Consider the following 14,655-nt stretch of genomic DNA (forward strand, 5'->3'; position numbering starts at 1 on the left):
CTTAAGTTTATAAATTGAAATATTTCTCCTTGTTTATTTTACAGACAACCCACGTTAACCCTCCATTTTGGAAAATTCAATACATATAAATAAAAAATGAATTTTTTGTTTCACTTTTGTGATCTGTATCTGATTTTAATGAAATCCTAGTAGATTAATTGAGCTAAGGGAGTATTATCCAAAGGGTTTATTGAGCTATTTATTTTAGGAGGACGCGATGAGTTATTTACTATCCAAATCAAGAAAAGATCATCCCGAAAAAAACGGCGAAGTACAAAAAATCACACCCCAAACGGCCAATTGGGAGTACGTCGGTTTTGAAATGTACCACTTACAAAAAGACCAAGAACTCACCTTCGACACAGAAAATACCGAGACTTGTTTTGTTTTGGTGGCAGGTAAAGCGACCGTGACGACTGCCCAAGCGACCTTTGAGCATATCGGAAATAGAGCCTCCCCGTTTGAACGGGTCCCACCTTATTCCGTGTATGTTCCACATCATCAACAGGTTCAAATAAAAGCGGAAAGCTATTTGGAACTGGCTGTTTGTCGTGCACCAAGTCAAGGCAATTTGTCGGTTCGTTTAATTGAACCGAAAGACGTGGGCGTGGAAAAACGGGGATATGGCAATAACAAGCGTTTAGTACATAATATATTGCCAGAGACCGAAACCGCAGACGCATTATTGGTCGTAGAAGTGTTTACTGATGAGGGCAATACCAGTTCATTTCCTAGCCATAAACATGATGATAAAAACTCTCCAACAGAAACCTATTTGGAAGAAACCTATTACCACCGTTTCTCGCCATCGCAAGGTTTTGCATTACAACGGGTCTACACTGACGACCGTTCATTAGATGAATGTATGGCGGTATATGACGGCGATGTGGTTCAGGTACCGAGAGGTTATCATCCGGTCGCTACTATTGCCGGTTATGACAACTATTACTTAAACGTCATGGCGGGACCGGTCAGAAAATGGCGCTTTACTTGGGAACAGGATCACGCCTGGATCAACAGTGAAAAATACGCCGATAAATTCAAATAACGAAAGTTTAAATCCATAAAATCGACTTAAAGTGCGGTCATTTTTTCCGGTATTTTTATGTAGTTTCACAAAGCTGAAATGACGATTGGTAACCTGTCTCATCCTGAGTAATATCTGTGTTTGGGCAGCATAAAACTCATGCGTCGACAAGCTAAACAACTGTTTTGTGCATTTGCTACACAATACTGATTTTTTCAAGCCAAATGACCGCTTTTTTTCTTGAGGTTTTTAATCCATCTCTATAAGATCTAGAAATATTTATTTTATGGATATAACAATATGAAAGAAAAATCTCAATTAACCAATTTACAAACAGAAATACAAACCCGCTACGACAGTTTAAGTAAAAGGCTTAAGCAGGTTGCTCAATACATTTTAGATAACAGCGATAGCATCGTTTTTGATACGGTCGCCACGATTGCAGAAAAAGCAGATGTCCCTCCCTCTACACTAATCCGTTTTGCCGCCGAATTCGGTTTTTCCGGTTTTAACGAAATGAAACAAATCTTTCGCGAAAATCTCATGGAAAAAACGACAAATTACACAGAAAGGCTGCAACTTTCGCATAAAATCGCGCAATCGGAAGGGGAAGAATCGCCGGAAGATATTTTAACAATCTTTTCGCAAGCCAATAGTCAGGCATTGCATCAGTTAGCAGAACAAACCACAAATGAACAAATTTATGCCGCCGCTAAGATACTAAAAGAAGCAAATAATATCTTTATTATTGGGTTAAAGCGTTCTTTTAGCGCAGCTTGCTACCTTAACTATGCACTACATCATTTGGACTGTCGTGCTTTTTTAATCAACGGCTTAGGCGGCATGTTTGATGAGCAGCTTAGTCAGGTCAAAGAAGGGGATGTGGTCGTCGCGATTAGTTTCTCACCTTATGCGGCGGAAACCGTCAACATTATGAACACCAGCGCCAAGAAAGGCGTTAAACAAATCGCTATCACCGACAGCCAAATCAGCCCGCTACTTGCGTTTAGCGATATCGCATTTGTGATAAAAGAAGCCCAGGTGCTGGGATTCCGTTCACAATGCTCTACCATGACGCTGGTTCAAACATTGGCAATTGTGTTGGGATTGGAAAAAGAGAAAGAAAAAGAGAAAAAACACTAAGTAACAAAAAATGCCCCATGACGGGGCATTTTACGTTTATGCTTATTTGCGGGCTTGCCACAGTTTAATTAATCTTCTGTATCTTTCGCCCACTTCGGTAATCAACTCGTCATCCGTTAATTTTCCAGCAAGCCAGTCTGCCGATGGTTGTCCGAAAATGGTCCGTCCAACAGCAAAGCCTTTGACTAAAGGCGCACCTACTGATGCGTCAAATACGGCTTTGAATTGTTCTTCCGGCGCATCTAAACCTAAAATCAGAATACCACGACAGTATGGATCGTTTGTGCGAATCACTTCACTGATATTCGCCCAGCCTTGTGCCGATACGCCCGGCAATTTCCACCAATCCGGTTTAATGCCTAACTGATAGAAGTGTGCGATGATGTCTGCATAATATTGTTCGTTTTGTTCCATATCTGCAGGCAAAATCACTTCTAATAACAATTCATGACCGGTTCGACAGCAGGCTTGATACACCTGTTTTAAGGTTGAATCCTGCTCCGCTTTCATTTCAGCACTGTCTTTCGGATGATAAAAGACCAAACATTTCACTACATGTTCTTGTGGCCAGCCGACTAATTGGCTACCTAAATCACCGTGTTCCAAACGTAATGGACGGGAAGACGGCAATTCAATCGGACGTCCAATCCACCACTTTTTACCGGTAATTTCATTCAATGCGGCCTGTCCGAAAGTCGTATCCGCAAGAATCCCTGCCTGACCATCATAAATACCTTCTTCTTGCGCCGTTTTTTCCGCCGCCTGCAATAAAAGCTGTTTCAATTTAGGAATCCGTTTGACATCCGCACCGTATTTTTTCGCCATATCGACCAGTTGCTTACGATGATCAAAGGCAAAAATACACAAGTTATCCCATTTGGCTTTTCGAGTAGTCACACGGTGTAAATGATTAAGTTGTTCATCCAAATCCGGACGAGGTACCGATTCTGCACGGGCAAGATAATTATCTAACTCCGCTTTGGTCGGCATTGCAGGAGCGCAACCGTGGCGGGAAACCACCAATGCTCCGCAAGCATTGGCATAACGACAAGACTGCTCCCAACCTTCATTATTGATGTAACCACGAATCAGCCCTGACATAAAGGCATCACCCGCACCAAGCACATTCAGCACTTCCACTCTGACGCCATAAACATTTAGTCCGCCGTCCAAATCATCAGGAATCTCACCTTCAAATACCGAGCAACCCAATGCACCACGTTTACAAACTAAAACGGCGTGGCTGAACTTACGCACGTTTTTAAGTGCGGTTAATGTATCTGTCGAACCGCCGGCAATATGGAATTCTTCTTCTGTTCCCACCAACACATCAAAATGGTGTAAGACTTCTTGCAATGATTTCGTCACCGCTTCCGAATCAATAAAACGGGTTTCTCCATCCCCTAAGGAGGTCAGTCCCCATAACACCGGGCGATAATCGATATCCAACAAACGTTTTGTGTTATTTCTGCCCGCATATTCCAACGCCGTCAACACCGCTTCTCTGGTTTTCGGGTGGGACAAATGCGTGCCGGTAATGGCTAAGGCTTTGGCGGAAGCAATATAGCTTTCATCAAAATCCGCTTTGGTAATCGCCATATCGGCACAATTTTCGCGGTAAAAAATCAACGGGAAAGTATCCTGATCTTTAATGCCTAAAATCACAAGCCCGGTCAAACGTTCTTTATCCGTAATCAAATGGCTGGTATCCACTCCGACGCGTTGTAATTCCTCGCGTAAAAAACGTCCCATGTGCTCATCACCAACGCGTGCCAACATAGAAGATTTCACGCCTTGCACCGCCGTACCATAGGCCACATTACCGGAGGATCCGCCCAGATATTTGGAAAAAGAAGAAGCGTCCTCTAATCTGGCACCGATTTGTTGTGCATAAAGATCAACAGCAACCCGACCAAGACAGATAAGGTCTAATGTTTTTTCTACCGTTTTCATAATGCAATTCCTTCTACTTAGTAAAATTGTTTCACCTACACAAATTGAAACACATATTTCAAAAAAATCAATATTGAAATTTAATTTTTTAGACCTTAATCACAAAACAGACATCATCCGATTTTCTATTCGGTATTTTATGATTCATACTGTTAATAGGCTGTTTAAGTGTTTTTTAAAGATAAAATATAAATTCGGGAAAATTTGATCTATGTCTCAAAAATGAAATTTTTGTTTCAAAAATATTTAAAATTAAAAGAATGCTTATATACTGGTTTCAATGCTAGCTACCCGTAAAAGGAGATTCTGATGAAAACCGTAAGACTTACTGTTGCACAAGCGCTTATAAAATTTCTTGATAATCAATATATCGAATTTGATGGCAAAGTAACAAAATTTGTTGAAGGTATCTTTGGTATTTTCGGTCATGGCAATGTGCTTGGAATCGGTCAGGCGTTGGAACAAGACAGTGGTGATCTGATTGTGTGCCAAGGACGTAATGAACAAGGCATGGCGCACGTGGCAATCGGCTTTGCCAAACAAAATCTGCGTAAAAAAATTTACGCCTGCACCTCTTCCGTCGGTCCCGGCGCCGCCAACATGATTACTGCCGCCGCCACCGCAACCGCCAATCGCATTCCGCTTCTTCTTTTACCGGGTGATGTTTTCGCCACCCGCCAACCGGATCCGGTTTTACAACAAATCGAGCAATTTCATGATTTAAGCATCAGCACAAACGATGCTTTCCGTGCCGTGAGCAAATATTGGGATAGAGTCAGCCGTCCGGAGCAACTGATGACCGCCTGCATTAACGCCATGCGGGTATTAACGGATCCGGCGGACACCGGCGCCGTCACCATCGCCCTGCCGCAAGACGTCCAAGCAGAAGCCTACGATTTCCCGGAATATTTCCTGCAAAAACGCATTCACAGCATTGAGCGCACGCTCCCTACCGAACCTATGTTGAAATCTGCCGTGGATTTGATTCTGAAGGCGAAAAAACCGTTAATTGTCTGCGGTGGCGGGGTGCGTTATTCCGAAGCGGCGGAGCAATTAAAACAGTTTGCCGAAACCTTCCAGATTCCTTTTGCCGAAACCCAGGCGGGAAAAAGTGCGGTCGTTTCCGTGCACGTTTTGAACGTGGGCGGTGTAGGCGAGACCGGCTGTTTGAGCGCCAACCTGTTGGCAAAAGAAGCGGATCTGATTATCGGTATCGGCACGCGCTACACGGATTTCACCACCTCCTCCAAATGGATCTTCCAACATCCGGATGTGAAATTCCTGAACATCAACGTTGCCCGTTTCGATGCCTATAAACTGGATGGCGTCCAAGTGGTTGCCGACGCCAAAGAAACGCTGGAAAAACTGACCGCACTTTTAGCACTGACGGGCTACCGTTACCGTGCCCAATGGGGCAACGCCGTTGCCGAAGCCAAAGCGCAATTTGCCCAAGAACTCCAACGGATTTATCACGTGGTTTACACCGAAACCAATTTCGTGCCGGAAGTGGACGATGCCTTGGATCGGGAAAAAGTTTATGCGGAATTTATTAAATTGACCCAATCCCATCTGCCCCAAAGCCGCGTGTTAGGCATTCTCAATGAAACCTTGGGCGAAAACGACATTATCGTAGGCGCCGCGGGCAGCTTGCCGGGCGACTTGCAACGGGCATGGCAATCCAAGGGCGAAAACACTTACCATCTGGAATACGGCTACTCCTGCATGGGATATGAAGTGAACGCCGCATTGGGCGCGAAATTGGCGCAACCGGAAAAAGAGGTTTATGCCTTATTGGGCGACGGTTCTTACATGATGCTCCATTCCGAACTGGTGACCTCCGTTCAGGAACATAAAAAAATCAACGTAATTTTATTCGACAACATGACAAACGGCTGTATTAACAATCTGCAAATCGGCAGTGGTATGGACAGCTTCGCCACCGAATTCCGCTTCAGAAATCCGCAAACCAATAAATTAGACGGCGGATTCGTGCCCGTTGACTTTGCCATGAATGCGGCATCTTACGGTTGTAAAACCTATAAAGTCACCACTGAAGAGGAATTACGCGCCGCCCTTGCCGATGCGAAAAAACAAACCATCTCTACGTTGATTGACATAAAAGTCTTGCCAAAAACCATGATTCACGGCTACGGCAGCTGGTGGCACGTTGGCGTAGCAGAAGTGTCAGAAAAAGAAAAAATCCGCCAAGCGCATGAAAGCAGCGTGAAACACATTAACGAAGCAAGACGTTATTAATCCGATTCAATTTATTATCTCCAATTTAACCACTCTGTTGAGAAGGAAAACACTATGAAAGCTGAAAACGTGAAATTAGGTATCGCGCCAATCGGTTGGACTAACGATGATATGCCTGATCTTGGCAAAGAGAATACCTTTGAACAATGTGTCAGTGAAATGGCACTTGCGGGTTTTACCGGATGTGAAGTTGGAAATAAATATCCGCGCGACGTGGACGTGTTAAAACATAAGCTGGCTGTTCGCGGTATTCAAATTTGTAATGCGTGGTTCAGTACGTTTTTTGTCGATGGTAAAAAAGAGGAAACCATCAAAGAATTTATCAAACATCGTGATTTCCTCCATACCATGGGCGCCAAAGTGATCGGTTGTTCCGAACAAAGCCGTAGTATTCAAGGCACCACCAAAGCCGTGTTCAAAGAGAAAACCGTATTCACCGAAGAGGAATGGCAACGCCTCGCCGAAGGTTACAACGAACTTGCCAAACTTGCCGCCGAAAAAGGCATGAAAGTTTGCCTGCACCACCACATGGGCACCGGCATTCAAACCCCAGCAGAAATTGATAAATATATGGCGGTGGTTAATGATGACGTGTATTTGTTATTCGATTCAGGTCACCTCTACTATTCTGAAGGCTCACAAAAAGCCATGCTGGATGTTTTGGAAAAATACATCGACCGCATTTGCCACGTGCATTTGAAAGACGTGCGCGATAAAGTGGTCGCCGACGTAAAAGCCAATAATCTGAGCTTCCTGGAAGGCGTGCGTAAAGGCACCTTTACCGTGCCGGGCGATGGTGTGATTGATTTCAGACCGATTTTCGACATTCTCGAAAAACACAATTACAAAGGCTGGATGGTCGTTGAAGCGGAACAGGATCCGGCCATTGCCAATCCATTTGAATATGCCGTTAAAGGCCGTAAGTACATTAAAGAAACAGCGGGGATTTAATCATGATTAAAGTAGGCATTATCGGCGCCGGTCGTATCGGTCGCGTGCATTCCGAAAGCATCACAAAATATGTCAAAGGCGCTGAAATCAAAGCGATTTCCGATGTTCGCGTCACTGATGAACTCAAACAATGGGCGAAAGACATGGGCATTCCACACGTTTATGAGGATTACAAACAAATTCTGCAGGATCCTGAAATTGACGCCGTGTTAGTGTGTTCTTCCACCAATACCCACGCACCGATTTCTATTGAAGCCGCCCGTGCCGGCAAACACATTTTCTGCGAAAAACCGGTAGATGCCGATGTGAATCGCATTAAAGAAGTCTTGGCTGAAGTAGAAAAAGCCGGAGTGAAATTCCAAGTAGGTTTTAACCGTCGCTTTGACCATAACTTTAAAGCCATCAAGACCCGTGTAGAAAACGGCGACATCGGCGAACCGCACTTAATTCGCGTCACCTCTCGCGACCCGGACGCACCGCCTATTGAATACGTAAAAGTCTCCGGCGGGATGTTCTTCGACATGACTATCCACGATTTCGATATGATCCGTTATTTATCCGGTAGCGAAGTGGTGGAAGTGTATGCCGCAGGCGGCGTGTTGGTGAATCCGGAAATCGGCAAAGCCGGCGACATTGACACCGCCGTCATCACGTTAAAACTCGCTAACGGTGCTATCGGTGTGATCGATAACAGCCGAAAAGCGGTTTACGGCTACGACCAACGGGCAGAAGTGTTCGGCTCCAAAGGCGCGGTACAAACCCGTAATGATACGGATTCTACCGCCGTGTATTCCTGTGAAGCCGGTGTTATCGCCGAAAAACCGAAATACTTCTTCTTAGAACGCTATATGCAATCTTTCGCCGATGAAATGGCGTGTTTTGTGGATTCCGTAGTGAACGACAAACCAACTTTAGTGAACGGCAATGACGGGTTACAACCTGTGATTATCGCACTTGCCGCCAAACGTTCTTTAGATGAAGGACGCCCGGTAAAACTGGCAGAAATTGCTTAATACACGTTTTGAGTATAAAAAAAGACCTGAATCTTCAGGTCTTTTGTTTTTTTATAGTGATATGAAAAACGCTCGGAAAAACCACCGCACTTTGGATATAAAAATTAGCAGAAACTTATCTTAATCCATTCAATCTTTAACCCAGAAACAGAAATAACATATTGAAAATATAACTAAAACACCCATAAAGAAAAAGCGGCAATTTTTATTGCCGCTTTTGTTTATTCGTTTAATTGGACTTAGGCATAAACCGGAAGACGTTTACAAATTGCCAATACTTTTTCCTTGGTAGCAGCAACCACTTGCTCTTCGTTTTCTTTACCAAGCGCGTCTAATATATCGCACATCCAACCTGCAAGCTCTTTCACATCAGCTTCGTTAAAACCGCGACGGGTCACGGACGGGGTGCCGACACGAATACCGGATGTGACAAATGGTTTTTGCGGATCATTTGGCACAGAGTTTTTATTCACCGTGATATTAGCTTTGCCAAGCGCCGCATCTGCCGCTTTACCGGTTAAACCTTGTTTGATAAAACTCACCAAGAACAAGTGGTTTTCAGTTCCGTTAGACACAACGTCGTAACCGCGTTGTTTAAACATCTCCACCATAGCTTTGGCATTTTGGATTACCTTCGCTTGATACTCTTTATACGCCGGCTCTAATGCTTCTTTGAAACAAACCGCTTTTGCCGCAATAATGTGGACTAATGGGCCACCTTGGTTTGCCGGGAATACGGAAGATTGCAATTTTTTGTAGATCTCTTCATCGCCACAAGAAGAAAGAATTAAACCACCACGCGGACCACCCAAGGTTTTATGAGTCGTTGTAGTGACAACATGGGCGTATGGTAATGGATTTGGATATAAACCTGCCGCAATTAAGCCTGCAACGTGCGCCATATCAACAAACAAATACGCGCCCACTTCATCGGCGATTTCACGCATTTTCTTCCAATCTACCACTTGAGAATACGCAGAGAAGCCGGCCACGATCATTTTCGGCTTGCTCTCTAAGGCTTTTTGGCGTACGTCTTCATAGTCAATTAAACCATCAGCAGTAATACCATAAAGCACAGAATTGTAGATTTTACCGGAGAAACTTACTTTCGCCCCGTGGGTTAAGTGACCACCATGGGCTAAATCCATCCCTAAAATAGTATCACCTGCATTAATTAACGCGCCATATACCGCCGCATTAGCTTGTGAACCGGAATGCGGTTGTACGTTCACATAATCTGCATCAAATAATTCTTTTGCACGATCAATAGCAAGCTGTTCCACAATGTCGGCATACTCACAACCACCATAGTAACGCTTGCCCGGATAGCCTTCCGCATATTTATTGGTAAATTGTGAACCTTGTGCTTCCATGACGCGCGGGCTGGCATAGTTTTCGGAAGCGATAAGTTCAATATGCTCTTCTTGACGACGATTTTCATCTTGAATGGCTTGCCATAAAACCGGATCGTAATCGGCGATATTCATGCTCTTTTTAAACATTGTGTTTTCCTTCTTGGTAGTTAATTGGAATACGCGTTATTGTACTCAATTTCGTAGGTAATTTTTAATAAAATCAGATGTGTTTTTTTCACCATGATGATGAAAAATTTTCACCAAGATCATTGTTATTAACGCACGCAAGAACTTATATAGCTCTTCTGTGCAGTTTTTTGTTCTAAAACAAGCGTATATTGCCCATTTTTCGAATCACGAGTTAATGACGTAACTACAAAATTAATAGTGTTTTGTTTGTTAATGCGCTTGCTGTATTTCTTAAACAGGTTCTCTTCGTAAGGTTTATATCTGGAATCCTTTTCCATAGCGTCCAAGGCATCTTCAGTGTGATTGCGTTGTACCGAGTTGGTGGTGAGGGTATAAGTTAATTTGTGAGTCTGCTCATCTAATTTCCACGTTCCTGTACTGCTTAAATCATACACAAAGAACGGCTTATCAATGGGTTCAATAATCGAACTGTTATTTACCAACGAACCGTCACCAATCAGTTTCAAACGACTCACCGTCTTGGTGTTATGTTCCGGATAGCTGGCGGTACATTGCCATTCACCAGTTAATTTACGATGGGTGATTTTGCCGTCATCCACGATATCCAACAAAGTACAACCACCTAATAGTGATACGGTTAATCCGAGTAAAACTAATTTTTTCATGTAAAAATCCTCTGTACTTACAAAAAGTAAAATCATAAGGGTACTGGCTATTTGTGCCAAAGTCATTTAAAACGTTATAAAACAAATACAGAACCTAACGTATTGTTATTCTACTGCAAACAGCTTAAATATGTTACTAAACTATTTTTCAGTACTTTTATCCATTAAAGTTGTAATGCCCCCTAATGAATAAAAAACAGCATCAAATGCTAAAGTTAATGGGGTAAAAAGAATTTTTTCTATTTCTAAAATGCTTGACTCATTTATCAAGACGAAAAGTAGATACCACTATCACATGATACCGTTCAAAGTGCGGTCAAAATCATCTGCGTTTTTATAAACTTTAGAATGACAACTGTTTATTTCTTCGTATTAAACCACTTATTTAGTAATTTAATGTCTTTATCATTCTCCGTCACTCGTCGGCAAGTCGCATAGTCTTTGCCCAAAATCAGCTTATTGCCATCCTGTTTAAGCTCAATTGGCATTTCAACGTGATCGTTACACTTACAATAAAAATCATCCAATTGTTCTTTTTCTTGCTGTTGCAAAGTTTTATTCTGTTTAATGGCTTTAGCGGCATTTTTACTGTGTGCCGGCACCATAGAACGATCAAGGAAATCAAAACTTAAGACATCATTTTTGTTCTGCCATTTGACATTGCCTTTTGTTAAATAGCGAATTGTTGTTTCCTTATCCATCGCAATACTGGAAATTCCCCGCAACGAGCCGGAGCCATTGGATTTTAAGATAAAGTGATCCAAGCGATCGTAGGTCAATCTATCTTTCGTCGGTATAGAATGACAAATCCACTCGCCTGCTAATGCTGAACCTTGTGTGTCGCCGGAAGCACTAGCGCAACCTGCCAATAATAAGATAGCCATACTACTCAAAAAACATTTTTTCATAACATGCTCCTTTTTCTCACAATGATAAACCGCACGTTTAAATTCAAAGTGCGGTCATTTTTTCCGTTATTTTTTCTGCTCACGAGCCACGGCGCGATAGCCGATATCACGACGATAAAAACGACCGTTCCATTGAATTTGTTCAGCCAGTTTCAGGGCTTTCTGTTGCGCCTCAAATACGCTGTCGCCCAATGCTGTAGCACAAAGCACGCGGCCTCCATTGGTAACTAACTTGCCCGCTTTCGCTTCTACGCCTGCAAAAAAAACTTTCTCATTTTCGACCGCACTTTGTGGCAAGCCGCTGATTTCATCGCCTTTACGATAATCTCCCGGATAGCCTTCTGCTGCCAATACGATACCTAAAGAAGCCTTCGGGTTCCATTGGGATTTCACTTCGTCCAATTTGCCATCACAGGCTTTAAGACAAAGTTCCACCAAATCCGATTCCAAACGTAACATAATCGGTTGGGTTTCCGGATCACCGAAACGGCAGTTAAATTCGATCACTTTTGGTTGACCATTTGGCATGATCATCAAACCGGCATACAAGAAACCCGTGTAAACATTGCCTTCTGCCGCCATACTGTTGACCGTTGGATAGATCACTTCACGCATCACGCGCTCATGAATTTCAGGTGTCACCACAGGCGCAGGAGAATAAGCCCCCATGCCGCCGGTATTCAAACCGGTGTCTTTCTCACCCACACGTTTGTGGTCTTGACTGGTCGCCATAGGCTCGACATTTTTGCCATCCACCATGACAATAAAACTCGCCTCTTCGCCATCTAAAAATTCTTCAATGACCACTCGACTGCCGGCTTCACCAAAGGCATTGCCGGAAAGCATATCGCGCACCGCGTCTTCCGCTTCTTTCAACGTCATCGCCACAATCACGCCTTTGCCTGCCGCCAAGCCATCCGCTTTAACGACAATTGGCGCGCCTTTTTCACGCAAGTAAGCCAATGCCGGTTCGACCTCAGTGAAGTTTTGATATTCCGCAGTTGGGATTTTATGACGCGCTAAAAAATCTTTAGTAAAGGCTTTGGAACCTTCCAATTGCGCCGCCGCTTGCGTTGGTCCAAAAATGTTTAAACTGACTGCACGAAACGCATCCACCACGCCAATCACAAGTGGCGCTTCAGGCCCCACGATCGTTAAACCAATGTGGTTATCTTGGGCAAATTTAACCAACGCAGGAACATCCGTTGCGGCAATATTCACGTTTTCGACCTTTTGTTCTAACGCTGTCCCGGCATTGCCCGGTGCAACGAAAATTTTATCTGCTAATGGAGATTGCGCCGCTTTCCAAGCGAGGGCGTGTTCACGACCGCCGTTTCCGATGATGAGGATGTTCATAATGATCCTTGTATTTGTGAATCGCCGTGGGTAAGTATACCCACGGTTAAGCATAATTGTTCCCCTTTGGGGAACATTGCTCTTGCCCTAAGGGCAAAATTATAACTAACCTAGGGTAACTTGTTACCCTAGGTAACCCAAATCCCGCAATATTTAATGACGGAAATGCCGCATTCCGGTCAATACCATCACCATATTATGCTCATCTGCCGCATCAATCACTTCCTGATCACGCATTGAGCCGCCCGGATGAATCACACATTGAATGCCTACTTTCGCCGCCGCATCAATACCATCGCGGAATGGGAAGAACGCATCGGATGCCATTACACAACCGGCCACTTCCAAGCCTTCATCTTGCGCTTTAATGCCAGCGATTTTAGCCGAATACACGCGGCTCATTTGACCTGCACCAATGCCAATAGTTTGGTTATCTTTGGCATAAACAATGGCATTCGATTTCACAAATTTCGCTACTTTCCAGCAGAATAGTAAATCTTTCAATTCTTGTTCGGTCGGTTGACGTTTACTGACCACTTTTAAGTCATCCAAGCCCACCATGCCTAAATCCGCATCTTGTACTAACAATCCACCATTCACGCGTTTGAAATCTAAACGTTGGGTACGCGCTTGCCATTCTCCACATTCAAGCAAACGGACATTTTTCTTACGTTTCACCACTTCAACAGCTTCCGCAGACACTTTCGGTGCGATAATCACTTCCACAAATTGACGTTCTACAATTTCATTTGCCGTTTTTTCGTCTAATTCACGGTTAAACGCAATGATGCCGCCAAAGGCTGAGGTTGGGTCTGTTTGATAGGCACGATTGTAGGCCTCTAAAATGTCTTTGCCTAAGGCCACGCCGCACGGATTGGCGTGTTTCACAATCACACAGGCCGGCTCATCAAATTCTTTTACACATTCAAGAGCTGCGTCGGTGTCAGCAATATTGTTATAAGACAAAGCCTTACCTTGCAGTTGGTTTGCCGTCGCCACGCTCGCTTCTTTTACATTGAGATCTACATAAAACGCGGCATTTTGATGGGCATTTTCGCCGTAACGCATGGTTTGTTTACGCACGAAATTCAAATTTAAAGTCCGTGGGAATTGACCGCACTTCGCCTCAGCATCCTCTTCAGCGGCAACATGATAAGGTTTCACCAACTGTCCGAAATAGTTGGCAATCATGGAATCGTATTGCGCGGTATGTTCAAACGCTTTGATGGCAAGATCAAAACGGGTTTCAAGCGTTAAGCTGTTTTGATGTTGATCCATTTCGGCAAGAATGGCATCAAAATCCTGATTATTAACAACAATCGCCACATCTTTATGGTTTTTCGCAGCAGAGCGCACCATAGTTGGGCCACCGATATCAATATTTTCCACAGCATCTTCTAACGTGCAGTTTGGCTTAGCTACGGTTGCGGCGAAAGGATATAAATTCACCACCACCATATCAATACCCTCAATGCCGTGTTGTTGCATGATGACATCATCCGCACCACGACGACCTAAAATCCCACCGTGCACTTTCGGGTGTAAAGTTTTCACGCGACCGTCCATCATTTCCGGAAAACCAGTGTAATCGGACACTTCGGTTACCGGCAAGCCGTTTTGTTCTAACAGTTTTGCCGTACCGCCGGTAGAAAGCAGCTTAACACCGCGTTTTACGAGGCCTTGGGTGAATTCCACAATACCGGATTTATCGGACACGCTAAGCAATGCTTGGCGAATGGGACGAGTTGATTGCATGAATAATTTCCTTTGATTTATGAAGTAAAATGGAGGTGTTGCATTATAAAGCAAACGTTTGCTTTTATGTAGAAATGCACGGAAAATTTGTAAAAAAGTGCGGTTGTTTTTAAACGTATTTTT

11 protein-coding genes are annotated in these 14,655 nt (G+C 43.7%); 5 read left to right on the top strand and 6 right to left on the bottom strand.

Annotation, left to right across the window (positions count from 1 at the left end):
- Positions 1-217: 217 nt before the first annotated feature.
- Entirely contained in the window at positions 218-1,048 is an 831-nt protein-coding gene (gene iolB / locus EL144_RS10225) for a 5-deoxy-glucuronate isomerase (protein ID WP_005703824.1), read from the top strand.
- Positions 1,049-1,327: 279 nt separating this feature from the next.
- Positions 1,328-2,170: a MurR/RpiR family transcriptional regulator gene (locus EL144_RS10230; RefSeq protein WP_005703823.1), complete on the top strand. Its 843-nt coding sequence runs from the start codon at positions 1,328-1,330 to the stop codon at positions 2,168-2,170.
- 42 nt (positions 2,171-2,212) lie between these two features.
- Here the strand turns inward: EL144_RS10230 and EL144_RS10235 are convergent, their stop codons facing one another.
- On the bottom strand, positions 2,213-4,123 hold the full coding sequence (locus EL144_RS10235; RefSeq protein WP_005703822.1) for a bifunctional 5-dehydro-2-deoxygluconokinase/5-dehydro-2-deoxyphosphogluconate aldolase: 1,911 nt from the start codon (positions 4,121-4,123) through the stop codon (positions 2,213-2,215).
- A 309-nt stretch (positions 4,124-4,432) separates the two neighbouring features.
- Here EL144_RS10235 and iolD point away from each other — a divergent pair, with 309 nt between their 5' ends.
- From iolD to iolG, 3 genes are read left to right on the top strand one after another with little or no spacing between them, the layout of a single operon-like run.
- Complete coding sequence (gene iolD / locus EL144_RS10240; RefSeq protein WP_005703821.1) at positions 4,433-6,379, top strand: 3D-(3,5/4)-trihydroxycyclohexane-1,2-dione acylhydrolase (decyclizing); 1,947 nt, start codon at positions 4,433-4,435, stop codon at positions 6,377-6,379.
- A 54-nt stretch (positions 6,380-6,433) separates the two neighbouring features.
- Complete coding sequence (iolE, locus tag EL144_RS10245) at positions 6,434-7,330, top strand: myo-inosose-2 dehydratase (protein ID WP_005703820.1); 897 nt, start codon at positions 6,434-6,436, stop codon at positions 7,328-7,330.
- A 2-nt stretch (positions 7,331-7,332) separates the two neighbouring features.
- Positions 7,333-8,343 (top strand): inositol 2-dehydrogenase, encoded by a 1,011-nt coding sequence (gene iolG, locus EL144_RS10250; RefSeq protein ID WP_005703819.1) that lies wholly within the window; start codon positions 7,333-7,335, stop codon positions 8,341-8,343.
- A gap of 239 nt (positions 8,344-8,582) precedes the next feature.
- Here iolG and glyA read toward each other — a convergent pair whose 3' ends face one another.
- The 5 genes from glyA to purH all read right to left on the bottom strand — a co-directional run bounded on the left by glyA (position 8,583) and on the right by purH (position 14,532).
- Positions 8,583-9,845, bottom strand: a complete 1,263-nt coding sequence (glyA, locus tag EL144_RS10255; RefSeq protein ID WP_005703817.1) for a serine hydroxymethyltransferase — start codon at positions 9,843-9,845, stop codon at positions 8,583-8,585.
- A gap of 128 nt (positions 9,846-9,973) precedes the next feature.
- On the bottom strand, positions 9,974-10,513 hold the full coding sequence (locus EL144_RS10260; protein ID WP_005701114.1) for a hypothetical protein: 540 nt from the start codon (positions 10,511-10,513) through the stop codon (positions 9,974-9,976).
- A gap of 359 nt (positions 10,514-10,872) precedes the next feature.
- Positions 10,873-11,421 carry a hypothetical protein gene (locus EL144_RS10265; RefSeq protein ID WP_032995157.1) on the bottom strand — a complete coding sequence of 183 codons (549 nt, stop codon included), beginning with the start codon at positions 11,419-11,421 and terminating at the stop codon, positions 10,873-10,875.
- A gap of 66 nt (positions 11,422-11,487) precedes the next feature.
- A complete protein-coding gene (purD, locus tag EL144_RS10270; protein ID WP_005703813.1) occupies positions 11,488-12,777 on the bottom strand; it encodes a phosphoribosylamine--glycine ligase in 1,290 nt (429 codons plus the stop codon).
- Between the two features lie 153 nt (positions 12,778-12,930).
- A complete protein-coding gene (gene purH, locus EL144_RS10275; RefSeq protein ID WP_032995155.1) occupies positions 12,931-14,532 on the bottom strand; it encodes a bifunctional phosphoribosylaminoimidazolecarboxamide formyltransferase/IMP cyclohydrolase in 1,602 nt (533 codons plus the stop codon).
- Between the last annotated feature and the right edge of the window lie 123 nt (positions 14,533-14,655).

Origin of the sequence: Aggregatibacter aphrophilus ATCC 33389 (assembly GCF_900636915.1) — a bacterium.
GTDB lineage: Bacteria > Pseudomonadota > Gammaproteobacteria > Enterobacterales > Pasteurellaceae > Aggregatibacter > Aggregatibacter aphrophilus.

Bases quoted from the DNA above. Each gene is read 5' to 3' on its own strand.
- iolB (WP_005703824.1), top strand. From the start codon at position 218: ATGAGTTATTTACTATCCAAATCAAGAAAAGATCATCCCGAAAAAAAC.
- EL144_RS10230 (WP_005703823.1), top strand. From the start codon at position 1,328: ATGAAAGAAAAATCTCAATTAACCAATTTACAAACAGAAATACAAACC.
- EL144_RS10235 (WP_005703822.1), bottom strand. From the start codon at position 4,123: ATGAAAACGGTAGAAAAAACATTAGACCTTATCTGTCTTGGTCGGGTT.
- iolD (WP_005703821.1), top strand. From the start codon at position 4,433: ATGAAAACCGTAAGACTTACTGTTGCACAAGCGCTTATAAAATTTCTT.
- iolE (WP_005703820.1), top strand. From the start codon at position 6,434: ATGAAAGCTGAAAACGTGAAATTAGGTATCGCGCCAATCGGTTGGACT.
- iolG (WP_005703819.1), top strand. From the start codon at position 7,333: ATGATTAAAGTAGGCATTATCGGCGCCGGTCGTATCGGTCGCGTGCAT.
- glyA (WP_005703817.1), bottom strand. From the start codon at position 9,845: ATGTTTAAAAAGAGCATGAATATCGCCGATTACGATCCGGTTTTATGG.
- EL144_RS10260 (WP_005701114.1), bottom strand. From the start codon at position 10,513: ATGAAAAAATTAGTTTTACTCGGATTAACCGTATCACTATTAGGTGGT.
- EL144_RS10265 (WP_032995157.1), bottom strand. From the start codon at position 11,421: ATGAAAAAATGTTTTTTGAGTAGTATGGCTATCTTATTATTGGCAGGT.
- purD (WP_005703813.1), bottom strand. From the start codon at position 12,777: ATGAACATCCTCATCATCGGAAACGGCGGTCGTGAACACGCCCTCGCT.
- purH (WP_032995155.1), bottom strand. From the start codon at position 14,532: ATGCAATCAACTCGTCCCATTCGCCAAGCATTGCTTAGCGTGTCCGAT.